Here is a 14911-nt window from a genome sequence, read left to right as displayed (position 1 = left end):
AGACGTAGCGAAGCGTAGTGTCCCGATGACAAAACCCAAATATACCCCTGAAATCAGAGAAAGAGCGGTTCAATTACTAATTGAATCTGAAAAAGATTATCCATCGAATTGGGCAGCATTTTCCGCAATTGCGCCTAAGATTGGTTGTACTCCTGAAACCCTACATGTTTGGTATCAAAAATACTTAGATCAACAAAATCCAATCAAAGTACAACAATTTTCAGATCCAGAACGTATCAAACAACTGGAACGCGAAAATAAAGAACTGCAACGTGCGAATGAAATTCTACGTAAAGCAGCCGCTTTTTCGCCCAGGCGGAGCTCGACCGCCCACACAAATAATGATGGATTTTATCCATAATAATAAGGCGTTATATGGTGTTGAAGCGATTTGTAGAATTTTACCGATCGCGGCTCCAACCTATTACCGGACTTTAGATCTCGCGGACAATCCAGAACATCGAGCGAAACGAGATCTACATGATGAGCATCATGCTGAACAAATTAAACGAATTTGGAAAGAAAGTTCAGGTCGATATGGTGTACGTAAAGTCTGGCAAAAACTGAAACGTGAAGGTTATATTATTGCACGCTGTACAGTTGCTCGATTGATGCAGAAGCTAGGTATACAAGGTGTTTGGCGTGGTAAGAATAAACAAACCACCCGTAGCCGAGATGATCAAAAAAGAGCAGATGATTTAGTGAAACGTAATTTTAGTGCTGATCATCAAAATCCTTGCGAAGCAATGCTTCTCATCTCTGGAAAGTTGGTCTCCGACAAACCCGGTACGGTTCAAGTTGAAATGATCCCTGTTTGTTACACGATTAATTAAGCAGGTTGCATCGCATCTACAGCCAATTCTTTAGCTGTTTTCTTGGCAGCTTCAGCTTTTAAGCCTAATTTAGCAAACAAGGCTTTGTCTTTACCTTCACCACTATTCGGGGCAGTAAGCAATTTATCACCTGAAAATAATGAGTTAGCTCCAGCCATAAATGCCAGTGCCTGATCAGAGTCAGAGAGAGATTCACGACCTGCCGACAAGCGGATATAACTCTTCGGCATAATAATCCGTGCTACCGCAATAGTACGAATCCAGTCAATCACATCCAGTTTTTCAACATCGGCCAGTGGTGTGCCTTCAATAGGAACCAGCATATTTATGGGCACCGAACCCGGGTGAATCGGCATAGTCGCTAGTTCAAATAACAAACCGACTCGGTCTTGTACGCCTTCGCCCAAGCCGACAATACCGCCACTACAGACATTAATTCCGGCATTACGCACATGATCAAGCGTATTTAAGCGGTCATCAAAGCTACGTGTACTGATGACATTGGCATAATATTCACGTGAGGTATCAAGGTTGTGGTTGTAATAATCTAGCCCTGCATCTTTCAGACGTTCCGCTTGTGAGGCATTCAGCATCCCTAGGGTCATACAGGTTTCCATGCCCAGTTTCTTGATTTCCTGCACCAATTCCAGCACATACGGCATATCGCGTTCATGCGGGTTACGCCATGCTGCGCCCATGCAAAAACGGGTCGAACCGGAAGCTTTGGCCTGTTTGGCTTCAGCAATCGCCTTTTGTACTTCTACGCGTTTTTCAATTTCCAGATCAGTATCATAATGTGCAGATTGCGAACAGTATTTACAATCTTCCGGACAACGGCCCGTTTTAATTGAAAGCAGAGTACTGACCTGAACAGTATTCGGTTCAAAGTTTTGGCGATGAATTTGCTGTGCCTGAAACAGTAAATCCATTAAAGGCAAGTCATAAATTTCTTGTATTTCGGCACGTGACCAATCATTACGGATCATCTTGTCTGCATCATCTAAAATTCCATTGAGTAAATCATACGCTGTTTTTTTTATTTTTCTTTAGCGTTTTCTTTCATATTCATTGCCTGCTTAAAATAGCTTTAGTGTATCAAGCTATTTTGAAAGCTTATTTAACTCGAATCCTGCTTAAGCCGATGATTCCTTAATTTGAATTGTTGGCTTATTTTGATGAGTGAGTTGATATGCACATAGTGAGGCGTAAATTCCACTCAGAAACCCATGAAGACTACGTGCTTTACTCGTCACTAAATTGTATTGCCCCTTCAATAAACTGAATAATGTTTCTATCTTATTGCGTTGTCTTAGGTGATATTCATCTGATGCACAGAGTTGAATAGCCTGCATATTCTTTCGATGATAAGTAATTAAATCAATACCTTGATATTTCAATCTAATTTTTAATTCTTGGCTGATGTAACCTCGATCCCCGTAAAGTTTTGCTTCTACACCAGCAACCAATTGCTCAACCATTTTTATGTCAGCAACATGTCCATTCGATAAAGCAGAACAGGCAATTTCACCAAATTGATTCATCGCAATATGTAATTTACAGCCATAAAACCAGCCAATTGAGCTTCTACCACGTGATGCAATTTGGACTAATGATTTATGATGCTGAATACGTTGAGTTTTACAAACTGGCAGAGTTGTTGAATCAATCCATAAATATTGTGTACCTTGGCCTTTCATCAGTGCCACATGTAAAGCGTGTAAAGCTAATTCATGCATATTGATCAGATGAATCATCCTTTGATAGCAAGACAAGTACTTAAATAAATGGCTTTTATTTTCTTTTAGCCAGGTGAAAAAGGCTTTGAAATTATTGAAATGAGAGCATTTGTACCAAATGGCAATAAAGCAGATTTCTGAAATTGTAAGTTGAGCAGCTCTGATTCTTAAGGAACCACGGTTTTGTTTGAGAAACTCCCAATAAGTTGATTCAAATTTAAGAAAAAATCATCAATTACGCTGAATAATTCGGTACTATTGAACATCAGGACTAGAGTTGTGAGTTTGGTGTGGTAACTCAACTGATGGCTCTAGTCCTCTTATTTTGCAAGTCAATTTCTTATCCGCGATTCGGGTTAATTAAGGATGCATAAGCTTCCTTTTTTATAGACAAATGTACAAGAAACAATACTATAACTTTACACTAGTTCTATCTACGAACTTTTAATCTATACTAGCCGGATAACATCACCGGCTTTAAATCAGTTTAGCGACTTTATGAACTCAAAGAAAAATAAAAGACAGCTTGTCTGGGGGTTAAATTTGCTTGCATCGATGATGTATGGCAGCTTTGCTCATGCGCAGAGCATCAGCTTTCAGGACGCTGAACGTCATTTGTTGCAAAATTCTTATAGCAGCCAAGCCTATCAAAGTCTGGAACAGGCCTCAAAACTTGAAGCTGAAGCAGTGAAAGGTATAGGCCTGCCGAGAGTCGATCTGAATGTTCGTGCTTATGCCTTTCATAATGAACTCGATCTGCCTTTAGGTGCATTAAAAAATAATTTAGAGCAATCCTTAACGAATGGTGTCAATAATAGAATTGATGAACTGAACTTAGGTGATCTGGCTGACCCGCTAAAAAATAGTTTAAGACAACCTATTCAAAATGGAGTTGGCTTAATTCCTGATAGTTCGCATGTCGTGCTGGATGATCAGGTCATTCGCCCGACGGTTTCAGTCATGATGCCGCTTTATACCGGTGGACTGACAAGCAACGCTAAAGAAATCGCCAATATTCAGGTCGGTCGTAGTCAGCTCAGCAACAAACAGCAGCAAGACACGCAGCGTTTTGAACTGATTCAAAGTTATTTTAATGTACAGCTCCAAAAGCAACTGCATGCAGCTGCGCTGTTTAATCTGAATGCCATGCAGCAGCATTATCGCAATGCCTTAAAGATGGAACAGCAAGGTTTTATCAGTAAAGGCCACCGCATGCAGTTTGAAGTGGCACGCAATAATGCCGAGCGCAGCCAGCAAAATACGCAGGCCAATTTGAATGCTGCCCTGTTCCAGCTCAATAATCTGCTTCAGGAAAGTAGCATCACCGAACTTTCGACGCCTTTATTTGTCAATAAAACCGAGCCACAGGCCTTAAATCATCTGCTGAAAACCTTTAGTCAGAACTCTGCGCTGATTCAAAAAATGCAGCTGGATACTCAATTAGCTCAAGCCAATGTCAAAGCCCAGCAAGCAGCGAAAAAACCGAATGTTTTTGCTTTTGGCGAATATAGTCTGGATCAAAATGAAAACTGGATTGTCGGGATTGCCGCACGCTATAACCTGTTTTCCGGGATCGATAAAAACAAAAATATTCAGGCTGCCGAACTCAAACGCTCTGCCACAGAACTTCTCACTGCACGCACCCAGCAGGAAATTGAAAATCTGATTTATAAATCTTATAGCGAAGCACTCAGTGCACAGCAAAGTGATGCGCTTCTGGCACAAAACTTGAAAGCCGCACAGGAAAATTTACGCATCCAAGAATTGTCCTTTAAAGAAGATATGGGCACCGCCATACAGGTCATCGATGCACAAAATATGCTGAGCGGACTACGAGCCGAAACTGCCTTGAATGCTTACAAATATGTGATGTCACTGGCCACACTATTACAAAGCCATGGCTCGATTGCAGAATTTCCGAACTACATCCAACATACCAACACTCACTATATTCGCTAATGGAGCCGAACATGAACGAAGATCAAAAGCCCAATGATCCTGTGAATGAAGCGGCTTCATCCAGCGATACAGAAAAATCGCCTGCGCAACAGGTAGAAACAAAAACTGAAATAGAAAACAACGCGACGACTTCGACCGAGCAACAACAAGCTCCTGAAATCGCTAAAAAGAAAAAATATTTATTGCTCGCCCTGATTCCAGTTCTGCTGGCAGTCATCGCATTTGGATTATGGAAAAGCTACCAACCGGCTCCGCTGGAATTGCAGGGTCGTGTAGAAGCTGAAACGGTTCAGGTGGCGACCAAAGTGCCGAGCCGTATTGAAGAAATCTATGTAGAAGAAGGTCAGCGGGTCAAAAAAGGCGATGTACTGGTGCGCTTAAACAGCCCGGAAATTCAGGCCAAAAAACAGCAAGCCGCAGCGGCTTTACAATCTGCGCTAGCCTTACAATCGACTGCTGAACGTGGCTCGCAGGAAGAAAATATCGCCAGTCTGTATGCCAACTGGCAATCGCTGAAAGCACAGCAAAATTTAGCCAAAGTTTCTTATGAGCGTGGTGCAAATTTATTGAAGGAAGGTGTGATTTCACGCCAGCGCCGTGATGAATTGTATGCAGCCAGTCAATCAGCGGCGCAAATGACAGAGGCGGCGTATCAGCAATATGCACGTGCCAAACGTGGCAGCACTTCGCAGCAAAAGAGTTCCGCCGATGCACAGGTAGATATTGCCCAGGCTGCGCTGGATGAAGCCAATGCTTTAGAAGCAGAAACCCAATTAGTAGCACCTGTAAACGGAACGGTGTCTAAAACCTATGGCAAAGTCTCGGAGCTGGTAGCCACCGCAGTCCCTGTGGTCAGCCTGATTGAAGATCAAATGTGGGTGAGCCTGAATATTCGTGAAGACCAATATGCCCCGTTTCAGAAAATGAGCAGTATTGAAGGTTATATTCCCGCCCTAGATAAAACCGCCACTTTTAAAATCAAGCAGATCAGTGCTGAAGGTGAATTTGCCACCATTAAGACCACACGCCAAACCGGCGGTTATGATGTGAGAAGTTTTAAGCTGCATCTTGTGCCCACACCAGCGATTCCTGAACTGAAAGTTGGGATGAGCGTGTTATTTAAACTGAAAGAGACCCGATAATGTGGACGGGTATATGGCGCGAACTGCGCTATCTGCTCCGCGAAAAATGGGATCTGTGTCTGGTCACGCTCGCACCTGCACTGGTGATTATTTTATTCAGCAGCATGTTTGCTCAAGGGAAACCGGATCATTTACCGATTGCGATTATTGATCAAGACCAGAGTGCGCTGAGTCAAAGCATTTATCAGCATGTGGCGCTGAATCATACTCTTAAAATTGCTACGGTGTCGGAACAAACAGCTGAAATTGAGCGCCTGTTAAATCAAAATAAAATTTGGGGTTATATCCATATTCCCAGCGGTGCCGAGCAACGTCTGGTTCGTGCCCGGGATGCTGACATCAGTATTGCCTTTAACCAGAGTTATTTCAGTATCGGAAATACCATTTCCTCTGCCATGCTGGTCAGTACCCTGCAAGCACTGGCTGAATTTAGCGGACAGCAATATCTGGGCAACCGGCTGCCTTCTCTCGAAGCACCGTCACCGCATATCAAAATATCGCCGCTGTATAATCCGCAGCTGAATTATGAATTCTATCTGGAACTCTATGTCATTCCGGCAATTCTGCATTTACTGCTGTGTTGTTGTGTGGCATTTTCCGTCGGTCAGGAACTGAAGCGGCAGACCTTAACAAGCTGGATTAGCAACTCATCCATCTGGATGGCATTACTGTCTAAGAACCTGGTCTATGTGGCTATTTTTAGTCTATGGACCTGGATCTGGATGTTCTGGCTGATTGAAATTCGCGGCTGGTTTGTTGCCGGCTCGCTCGCTCTGATTCTATCGGCACAATTTCTGCTATATAGCGCTTATGCATTTTTAAGCAGTGCAGTGGTTCTGGCAACCAAAGATTTAAGTAAATCTTTTGGCATCATTGCGGTCTATGGTGGTTCATCTTTAAGTTTTGCCGGTGTGACTTTACCTTTAAATAATGCGCCCCTATTCACCCAGTTTTGGTCCAATATTATTCCGTTCACGCCCTATGCCAAATTACAAACTGAACAATGGGTGATTGGTAGTCCATTGCATATTTCACTGCAAGCTGGATTAATGCTGCTGATCTATGCCCTAGTCTACGCTCTGCTGACTTATCTGTGTCTTAAAAAAATCGCCAAAGGAGCAACACCATGAAATCCCTTTGGTTTTACTATCTACAAAGCTTTAAAGATATCGTCAGTCACGGCACGATCTTTACCACGCTGATTCTATCCGTCTTGTTTTACAGCTTTTTTTATCCAACCGCTTATCAGGCACAGCAGGCTGAAGCCTTACCGATTATTATTGTCGATGAAGAACAAAGTAGCTTAAGTACCCGCATTATTGGTCAGGTGGCACAAAGCCCCAATGTCGAAATTCAGGCGATTACCGGAAATTTTGCCGAAGCCAAACAATGGGTGGAATCTCAAAAAGCCGATGGTATCTTGTTACTACCGGACAATTTATCGCAAAGCTTAAGGCATGGTGAAACAGGCGGAATTGGACTGTATTTAAGCACGGCCAACTTTTTAGTGACCAAACAAATTGGTCTGGGCTTAGCTACATCAGTTGAGCAAACTTTGGCAGATTATACTGAACGCTTTGGCAAGGTCTCGGATTTTTCACCGGCCCTTTCTGTACATCAAATTCCTTTATTTAATCCGCTGTCCGGCTATGGCAGCTATGTCTTTCCTGCGGTTGCACCTTTAATTATCCACCAAACCATTCTTTTGGGTTTGAGTATGCTGATTTTGGTATATCGGGAAAGAAAAATAGAATTAAACACAAATGCATTGATTGGGATGTGTTTAGCGGTCTTCACCATTGGTTGTCTGGGATGTTTCTATTTATTCGGCTTTAGCTTCTGGCTATTTGATTATCCGCGCGGTGGCAACCTGCTCGGGATGCTGCTGGCTGTTGCGGTTTTTATCTACACGATAATTGGCATGACCTGCCTATTTGCCAGTTTTCTGGATCTGCCGGAACGTGCGGGGCATGTCATTGTATTCACTTCTATTCCACTGTTCTTTTTATCTGGTGCGGCCTGGCCGCATGCTGCCATGCCCACCTGGATGCAAGTCGTTGGCGAAATCCTGCCTTCCACCCAAATTGTGCAGATGTTTATTCAACTCAATCAGATGGGTGTGCCTACAACACTGATCTTGCCTAAACTGCTCTATCTTGGAATGATCGGTAGCTTGTGCTTTTTTTTGGCTTATCGACGTTTAATTTCAAACTGTGGAACTTTCTAGCTAGATGTTTAGTCCCAGATTTTAATAGTGCAACATTCTTAGAGAAATGGAAAGAAGTACTATGGGACAAGTTCTACACAGCAGCGTCACAACGACACAGACAGTGCGTCGAGCAATACAAAATAGTCAAGAGAGCTTAAGAACGCTAGCCAAGCGTTACCGCATCAATCAAAAAACCGTCGCAAAATGGAAGAAACGTACTTCAGTAGATGATCTTACAACGGGGCCAAAGAATCCTCGCTCAAGCGTGTTATCGCCTGAAGATGAGACGGCAATTGTTGCTTTTCAAAAACGCACTTTGTTGCCGCTAGACGATTGCCTTTATGCATTGCAGCCGAGTATTCCTTATCTGACACGCTCGTCGTTATACCGCTGCTTGCAGCGGCATGGTATTTCATGACTGCCTAAGGTACAAGGTGATCGCCCTGTCAGGAAGCGCTTCAATGGTTACTTTCATATCGACATCGCTGAGATGCAAACAGCACAGGATAAGCTTTATCTCTTCGTGGCTTTATTGCATAAATATTTTGCAAAATACTGATTTTTAAGGGTTTTATAAAATTTTAATAAAAAATAAATATAATAAAATCATAGTGTTAGGTATTCGTGCAGCAAAGCCGTTCAGGAGCACAAAGGTAAGGTAATAACATCTTTTTAATAGTGATATTTATTACTCCCTATCCTTACATTAAAGTTTTATTTGGAGATTTACCTATCATTAACCCATTTTTCATTCATATTTCCTGTTATATTGAGATTGCTTTAAGAGATATTAAACAATAACATTACTGATAATTATTATCATTTACATTAACTAAAATGTCTTCTACCGTTCCTTCATCATTTAAACTATCTTTACTCAGTTTTTCGATTTTAGTTACACAACAAAGTTTTGCCGATGATACTCAGCAATTACCGACGATTACCGTTACAGCGGAATCAGAACAGAGTGAGCTCAGCTCTGAACAGAGTAAAGCCTATATCATCCAAAACTCGTCAACCGCCTCAAAACTGAATATTCCACTCAAGGAAACGCCGCAAACAGTCAATGTCCTTACCCGCCAGCAACTGGATGACTTTGCCTTGGATAATACCCGGGACGTACTGCGCAATACCCCTGGCATTATCGTCAGTAATCAGGAAACAGAACGGACCTCCTACCTTGCCCGAGGTTTCGAGATTTCAAATGTTTTAGTCGATGGCGTTGGTATTCCACTCGAAGGCTATAATTATAATAATGATAATCCAGACAGTTTTTTGTTTGACCGTGTAGAAGTGGTCAAAGGCGCGAATGCCTTAAATAATGGAATTGGCGATCCCGGCGCAACTATTAATATGATTCGCAAACGCCCGACATCCGACCTTCAAACAGCCTTTAATGCCAGTTATGGCTCATGGAATACGCAGCGCTATGAAGTAGATGTATCCTCTCCTCTCACCCAAGATGGAAAAGTCAGAGGTCGTGTATTTGGCTATCAACAAACAGGCGACAGTTATCTGGATCGTTATGAACTGGAAAAAAACGGCATAGGTGCTGTTGTGGAGGCAGATATTACTGACACAACTCTATTGACTGCTGGCTATACCGAAACCAATCACAAGCCGAATGGTGTGAATTGGGGTTCTAATCCGCTGATCAATACCGAAGGCGAGCAGCTCAGTTACTCACGGAATTATAATTACAGTCCAAGCTGGGCCCACTGGGATAGCAATATTAAAAGTTACTTTGCCGAGCTTGAACAAAAACTGGGTGGCGACTGGACAGCCAAACTAACTTATGATGAAAAACAGACTCAGCGGGATTCAAAACTCTTGTTCCTATTGGGCAATCCCGGTGCAAATGGCACTTCAGGCATCTTCCTCTACCCAGGCATGTATATTGATGACAATAAAGAACAACAAGCCAGCCTGAGTTTTAGCGGCACCTATCCGCTTTGGGGACAACGCCATGAAGCCTCATTGGGCTATGTCTGGGCCAAAAATCGTCTGGATGAATTGGGTTATGCTGGCAGCTTTGTCAATCCGCTGACCACAGATTTAGCCAGCTTTACACCCGAAGAACCAAGCTGGGACATGTCGAAAACCAGTGGTGAAATGCATATCCGGCAGAAGAACCAGAGCCTTTATGCTGCGACCCGACTGCATCTGAATGATGATCTGAAACTGCTTTTAGGTGCGAACTACGTTCAGGCTGAAAGCAGTGGCAGTAGTTATGGAAAAGATACTGTTTATGATGAAGATAAAGTTTTACCCTATGCCGGTCTGACCTATAACTTTAGCCCTGAATATACAGGCTATCTGAGTTATACCTCGATTTTCCGTCCGCAAACCACCAAAGCAGATGATGGCAGTATTAACAAACCGATCGAAGGTGAAAGCTATGAAGTCGGAGTCAAAGGTTCTTGGCTAGATGACAAGCTTACCGCCACCATGGCTGTGTTCAGAACGGAGCAAAGTAATTATCCGCTTCGTGATTCTGATGGTATCCCGACTTTACGCACAACTCAGGTCAGTGACCTGCGTTCCCAAGGCTACGAGTTTGGCTTGGCGGGACAACTGACCGACCATTTTAACTTAAGCTTTGGTTATACCCAGTTTAGCCTGAAAGATCTGATCAATGACGGTGATGCGCGTACCTTCAATCCAACCCAGTCTTTTAATCTTTTAACGACCTATCAGGTGCCACAACTTCCAAAACTGAAACTGGGCCTTGGTGTGCAGTGGCAGGATCAAACCTATCTGGATGTGCCTGAAGCAACCGCCAATGGAGTGATTACCCAGAAAGCTGGAGTCATTGAGCAGGATGCCTATGCGCTCGTGAACTTAATGGCCAGCTATGAACTGAATGAGCATATGACCTTGCAAGCCAATGGCAATAACCTGACCAATGAAAAATATCTGTTCAATTTCCCCAATCAGCAAGGTTTTTATGGTGCACCAGCGAATTACAGCGTTGCCGTGAAATTTAAATACTGATTTTCAAGCTTAGCCTTGACGATATGTTCAGGGCTAAATCATCGCTACATACACAAAAATAGGTAAAACAAATGAAAAAAATGATCGCTTTGACCCTTGGACTGTCTATGACACTTTCAGCTCAGGCGCATATGCTTTGGCTGGAACGTGGCACAAATCAGCAGACTCATGCGTTCTTTGGTGAATATAGTGAACAGCTCAAAGAAACGCAGCAAGGTGCCCTCAAGTCTTTCAATCATGCAAAGGCCGTTCAGGCCAAAAAAACATTTAGTCCTCAAATGCAACAGGATCATTTGCTCTATGCAACCCAAGGCCAGACCGATGTCCAGCTCACTCATGAATTGATCTATGGAGAATCATTGCTGAGCTATCATGCCAAATCCGGCAGACAAAACTTGAAAGCAGAGTCCGAACTGGATATTGTCCCGACCCAGATCAACAGCAATACATTTACGGTACTGTATCAGGGTAAAGCTGCTGCGGATGTTGAAGTCACAGTCTTTTCCCCGCAATTCTGGCTAAAAAAATACACCACCAACGGCCAAGGCCAGATTACCATTGCCACGCCATGGAAAGGTCAATATGTCATTGAAGTTGGCAAAGAAGCAGACAAGGCCGGAAAATTGAATCAGCAGGCCTATAAAAAACAGTATCTGGTAACGACTTTAAGTTTTGTTTATTAAGTTTTTAGATTTTCATCAGTATAGATTTATTCAAGGCCAAATATGATGTCTGTTGTAGTGCAGCCACTCGCCATTTTCTATCGCTTAGGCATGAGCTTTGGGATGGGCTACTTGTGCAGTTATTTGATCGCACTCGATCTAGCTTACTTTCTACAGGCTTTTCTGCCCAAAGCAGAATCCGTCTATTTGGCCGCCGTTATTGCCCTGATTTTTTATGTCTGTTTTGTGATTGGCATCTTCTGTATCCAAAGCTTAAAAAAGCTTTCGGTCTATAGCCTGCTTCCTTTCCTTAGCTTATTTACCATCTCCCGCTTCATAGGTTAAACCATGTATAAATCTGTCCGTCAATCTATGGCATGGCTACATTCATGGTTAGGTTTAAGCTTTGGCTGGTTACTCTTCGCGATCTTTTTAACAGGCGCGGTCACCTATTACCGATCTGAAATCAGTATATGGATGCAGCCTGAATTTGCCTCAATACAAGTCAATCAGGAAACTGCCTTAAAATCTGCTTACAGCTATTTACAGCAGCATGCACCGGACGCCCAAAACTGGTATATCGGAGTCGCCAATCAAGATTCACCTGTGAATAAAGTCTACTGGCAAAAAGCGGATGGTGGCTATGAAGTCAAAACCCTGGATGCTTCGACAGGAAAAGAATTAAACCTCTCGGCCACCCAAGGGGGAGATTTTTTCTATAATTTTCATTTTCAGCTCTATGGTATGCCCTACACCATTGGTCGGCTGATTGTGACGATTGCTGCCTTTATCATGTTATTGACTCTGATTTCAGGAATCATTACCCATAAAAAAATCCTGACAGACTTTTTTACCTTAAGAGCATTTAAGGGGCAGCGCTCCTATCTGGATTTTCATAATGTTAGTTCAGTGATTGCCCTGCCGTTCTTTTTGACCATGACATTTACCGGGCTGGCGATTTTCTTTTATATCGTGCTGCCTTCCGGTATGAAAAAGCTTTATCCAGACAATCCCTTTCAATATTTTGAAGAAATTCGCACAATCAATACATCAGCCACCCCCTCAGTTCCTGTGAAAACCCAGATGCTGCCAATTCAACATTTTATCACCACGGCACAGCAACACTGGGGATATGCGGAATTTGACAATATCACGGTCAAGCAGCCCAATACCCAGCTGGCACAAATAACATTAACCCAACTCCAAGATCATTCCATTACCCGAAATCAGGCACAGCTTATTTTAAATGCAGCTACCGGAAAATTGCTTGAAAGTACACGCAATGAAAGTGCAATTGCCACACTCAATGCCGGCATGTATGGCTTGCATATGGCGCGTTTTGCCGAGCCAGTCTTACGCTTAGGACTGTTTTTTTCTGGCCTATTGGGCTGCGCCATGATTGCCTCCGGTCTGCTGCTGTGGAGTCTGAAACGCCAGATGCAGAAAAAATCAGCGCGGTTTCATCTCGGACACTATTTAGTGAACCGCTTGAATATCACCATGATCATTGGCTTGCCGCTTGCCATGCTGGGATATCTCTATGCGAATCGTTTTATCAGTATTTCTGTAGGTGCACCAAATTATGAAATTTATAGTTTTTTCTCTATCTGGCTTGGCAGTTTTATCCTGGCATGTGTAACCCCACAGCAAAATATATGGAGAATGCAGCTTAAAATCCTGATTGGTACTGCTTTTATGCTGCCGCTGATCAATATTTATTATCTCATTTTCCATGACTATATTGATTCTTTTACAACTTACTGGCCATTTCTGCGAATCGATCTGATGTTGTGGAGCTTGGCACTTCTCGCCCTATTGTTACACCAGAAAATTACCCCTATTCAGCAAAAGGCGGTCAATAAAATTCACGCCAAACTAAAAGTTACGCAACAGGAATCATCAACATGATATGGATTGCAGTGATCGGTCTGCTTTGGCTGAGCTGTTTTGGTTTTTATGCGGTAAGTGCAAAGCAGATCCTAAAAACCCGAAAATCTCGGTACGCTTTTTTAGCGAATTTTCCTACGTACACTAAATTCGCAGCAGGTATTTTCTTATTCGTCGCAATGGTTTTATTACGGACCCGGTTTAGCTACAGTATCAGCTTTGTGGCTCTATGGGTATTTCTAAGCCCTGTACTGTTTATCTTTATCTTAAAAATGAATAAAGCATTTTAGTATTTATTTAAAATCAGAAAGTAGCAAACAGCCTAGTGCGCTACTTACATGCCCTCTATTGAACCAATCTACTCAGTATCTGCTAAACCTTGCCAACCTACTTTTAAATATTTCAGATTCATTATTTTGGCTAGAATCAAAAATTTAAATTGGTAGGTATTTGGTAGGTAGGATTCTTTTTAACTTCATCCAATACTTATATTACGGTGAGGGTCACCGATAAAATAATCAATGAATGGTAGAAGGAATCACGCCATGGCTTTTAAAAATATTTCAGATCAAACTAACGGTTTTTATATTCCCTGTGTTTCACTTTTTGGTCCGGGCTGTGCTAAAGAAATCGGGATAAAAGCACAAAATTTAGGTGCCAAGAAAGCGCTGATTGTAACTGATGCGGGGCTGTTTAAATTTGGTGTTGCAGATGATATTGCAAATTATTTGAAAGAGGCGGGTGTTGACAGTTATATTTTCCCAGGCGCGGAACCCAATCCAACTGATATTAACGTGCATCATGGAGTTACAGCTTATAATGAAAATGCCTGTGATTTTATTGTATCGTTAGGTGGGGGTTCATCACATGACTGTGCCAAAGGCATTGGCCTAGTCACTGCAGGTGGCGGACATATCCGTGATTATGAAGGGATTGATAAAAGTACCGTCCCGATGACACCACTGATTGCAATCAATACTACGGCAGGGACAGCTTCGGAGATGACACGTTTCTGTATCATTACCAATACCGATACCCATGTGAAAATGGCGATTGTAGATTGGCGTTGTACACCACTCATTGCGATTGATGACCCTAAACTTATGTTGGCCAAACCTGCAGGGCTGACTGCGGCAACAGGTATGGATGCCTTGACGCATGCAGTAGAAGCCTATGTGTCTACAGCAGCAAATCCAATCACTGATGCCTGTGCAGAAAAGGCGATTACCATGATCAGCGAATGGCTTAGCCCGGCAGTGGCGAATGGGGATAATCTGGAAGCACGGGATGCCATGAGCTATGCCCAATATCTTGCCGGAATGGCCTTTAACAACGCCTCTTTAGGATATGTGCATGCGATGGCACATCAGCTCGGAGGCTTCTACAACTTGCCGCATGGTGTTTGTAATGCAATTCTGCTCCCCCATGTTTGTGAATTTAACCTGATTGCTTGTCCTGAACGTTATGCCAAAATTGCCCAATTGATGGG

11 protein-coding genes, 3 pseudogenes and 1 other annotated feature are annotated in these 14911 nt (G+C 42.8%); of the genes and pseudogenes, 12 read left to right on the top strand and 2 right to left on the bottom strand.

The window, feature by feature from the left end:
* Window positions 1-25 precede the first annotated feature (25 nt).
* A pseudogene (locus B4033_RS06050) lies at window positions 26-734 on the top strand (IS3 family transposase); the annotation flags it as partial.
* Window positions 301-416, top strand: a sequence feature (AL1L pseudoknot). Its footprint overlaps the pseudogene before it by 116 nt.
* A 95-nt stretch (window positions 735-829) precedes the next feature.
* Here B4033_RS06050 and bioB read toward each other — a convergent pair.
* Both bioB and B4033_RS06040 read right to left on the bottom strand, forming a co-directional pair.
* A complete protein-coding gene (bioB, locus tag B4033_RS06045) occupies window positions 830-1819 on the bottom strand; it encodes a biotin synthase BioB (RefSeq protein WP_048881917.1) in 990 nt (329 codons plus the stop codon).
* Window positions 1820-1966: 147 nt separating this feature from the next.
* Window positions 1967-2835 (bottom strand): annotated as a pseudogene (locus tag B4033_RS06040) (IS982 family transposase).
* 232 nt (window positions 2836-3067) lie between these two features.
* On the opposite strand from B4033_RS06040, the gene B4033_RS06035 reads away from it, so the two are divergent.
* The 11 genes and pseudogenes from B4033_RS06035 to B4033_RS05990 all read left to right on the top strand — a co-directional run.
* Entirely contained in the window at window positions 3068-4528 is a 1461-nt protein-coding gene (locus tag B4033_RS06035) for a TolC family protein (protein WP_048881916.1), read from the top strand.
* 11 nt (window positions 4529-4539) lie between these two features.
* Window positions 4540-5670 (top strand): HlyD family secretion protein, encoded by a 1131-nt coding sequence (locus B4033_RS06030; RefSeq protein WP_286832693.1) that lies wholly within the window; start codon window positions 4540-4542, stop codon window positions 5668-5670.
* Entirely contained in the window at window positions 5670-6800 is a 1131-nt protein-coding gene (locus B4033_RS06025; RefSeq protein WP_286832692.1) for an ABC transporter permease, read from the top strand. The genes B4033_RS06030 and B4033_RS06025 overlap by 1 nt, the downstream gene beginning before the upstream one ends.
* The gene (locus tag B4033_RS06020) at window positions 6797-7897 is read left to right on the top strand and encodes an ABC transporter permease (RefSeq protein WP_286832690.1); all 1101 of its coding nucleotides are present in this window, start codon (window positions 6797-6799) and stop codon (window positions 7895-7897) included. The genes B4033_RS06025 and B4033_RS06020 overlap by 4 nt, the downstream gene beginning before the upstream one ends.
* Before the next feature lie 61 nt (window positions 7898-7958).
* Window positions 7959-8411: pseudogene (locus B4033_RS06015) on the top strand (IS481 family transposase); the annotation flags it as partial.
* A gap of 305 nt (window positions 8412-8716) precedes the next feature.
* Complete coding sequence (locus tag B4033_RS06010; protein ID WP_286832689.1) at window positions 8717-10873, top strand: TonB-dependent siderophore receptor; 2157 nt, start codon at window positions 8717-8719, stop codon at window positions 10871-10873.
* 71 nt (window positions 10874-10944) lie between these two features.
* On the top strand, window positions 10945-11556 hold the full coding sequence (locus B4033_RS06005; RefSeq protein WP_286832688.1) for a DUF4198 domain-containing protein: 612 nt from the start codon (window positions 10945-10947) through the stop codon (window positions 11554-11556).
* A gap of 42 nt (window positions 11557-11598) precedes the next feature.
* Window positions 11599-11880, top strand: coding sequence for a hypothetical protein (locus tag B4033_RS06000; protein ID WP_004647796.1), 282 nt, complete (start codon window positions 11599-11601; stop codon window positions 11878-11880).
* Between the two features lie 3 nt (window positions 11881-11883).
* On the top strand, window positions 11884-13443 hold the full coding sequence (locus B4033_RS05995; protein ID WP_286832685.1) for a PepSY-associated TM helix domain-containing protein: 1560 nt from the start codon (window positions 11884-11886) through the stop codon (window positions 13441-13443).
* Window positions 13440-13712: a hypothetical protein gene (locus B4033_RS13605; RefSeq protein WP_076754981.1), complete on the top strand. Its 273-nt coding sequence runs from the start codon at window positions 13440-13442 to the stop codon at window positions 13710-13712. The genes B4033_RS05995 and B4033_RS13605 overlap by 4 nt, the downstream gene beginning before the upstream one ends.
* Before the next feature lie 255 nt (window positions 13713-13967).
* Window positions 13968-14911: iron-containing alcohol dehydrogenase (locus B4033_RS05990; RefSeq protein ID WP_286832684.1), on the top strand; the 944-nt coding region annotated here is incomplete at its 3' end.

Origin of the sequence: Acinetobacter sp. UBA3132 (assembly GCF_002364825.1) — a bacterium.
Classification (GTDB): Bacteria; Pseudomonadota; Gammaproteobacteria; order Pseudomonadales; family Moraxellaceae; genus Acinetobacter; species Acinetobacter schindleri.
This window is presented reverse-complemented; position numbering and strand designations above follow the sequence as displayed.

Excerpts from the sequence above, each read along its gene's own strand:
- B4033_RS06010 (WP_286832689.1), top strand. The coding sequence starts at position 8,717 with ATGTCTTCTACCGTTCCTTCATCATTTAAACTATCTTTACTCAGTTTT.
- B4033_RS06030 (WP_286832693.1), top strand. The coding sequence starts at position 4,540 with ATGAACGAAGATCAAAAGCCCAATGATCCTGTGAATGAAGCGGCTTCA.
- B4033_RS06020 (WP_286832690.1), top strand. The coding sequence starts at position 6,797 with ATGAAATCCCTTTGGTTTTACTATCTACAAAGCTTTAAAGATATCGTC.
- B4033_RS05995 (WP_286832685.1), top strand. The coding sequence starts at position 11,884 with ATGTATAAATCTGTCCGTCAATCTATGGCATGGCTACATTCATGGTTA.
- B4033_RS06035 (WP_048881916.1), top strand. The coding sequence starts at position 3,068 with ATGAACTCAAAGAAAAATAAAAGACAGCTTGTCTGGGGGTTAAATTTG.
- B4033_RS06025 (WP_286832692.1), top strand. The coding sequence starts at position 5,670 with ATGTGGACGGGTATATGGCGCGAACTGCGCTATCTGCTCCGCGAAAAA.
- B4033_RS13605 (WP_076754981.1), top strand. The coding sequence starts at position 13,440 with ATGATATGGATTGCAGTGATCGGTCTGCTTTGGCTGAGCTGTTTTGGT.
- B4033_RS06000 (WP_004647796.1), top strand. The coding sequence starts at position 11,599 with ATGATGTCTGTTGTAGTGCAGCCACTCGCCATTTTCTATCGCTTAGGC.
- B4033_RS06005 (WP_286832688.1), top strand. The coding sequence starts at position 10,945 with ATGAAAAAAATGATCGCTTTGACCCTTGGACTGTCTATGACACTTTCA.
- bioB (WP_048881917.1), bottom strand. The coding sequence starts at position 1,819 with ATGATCCGTAATGATTGGTCACGTGCCGAAATACAAGAAATTTATGAC.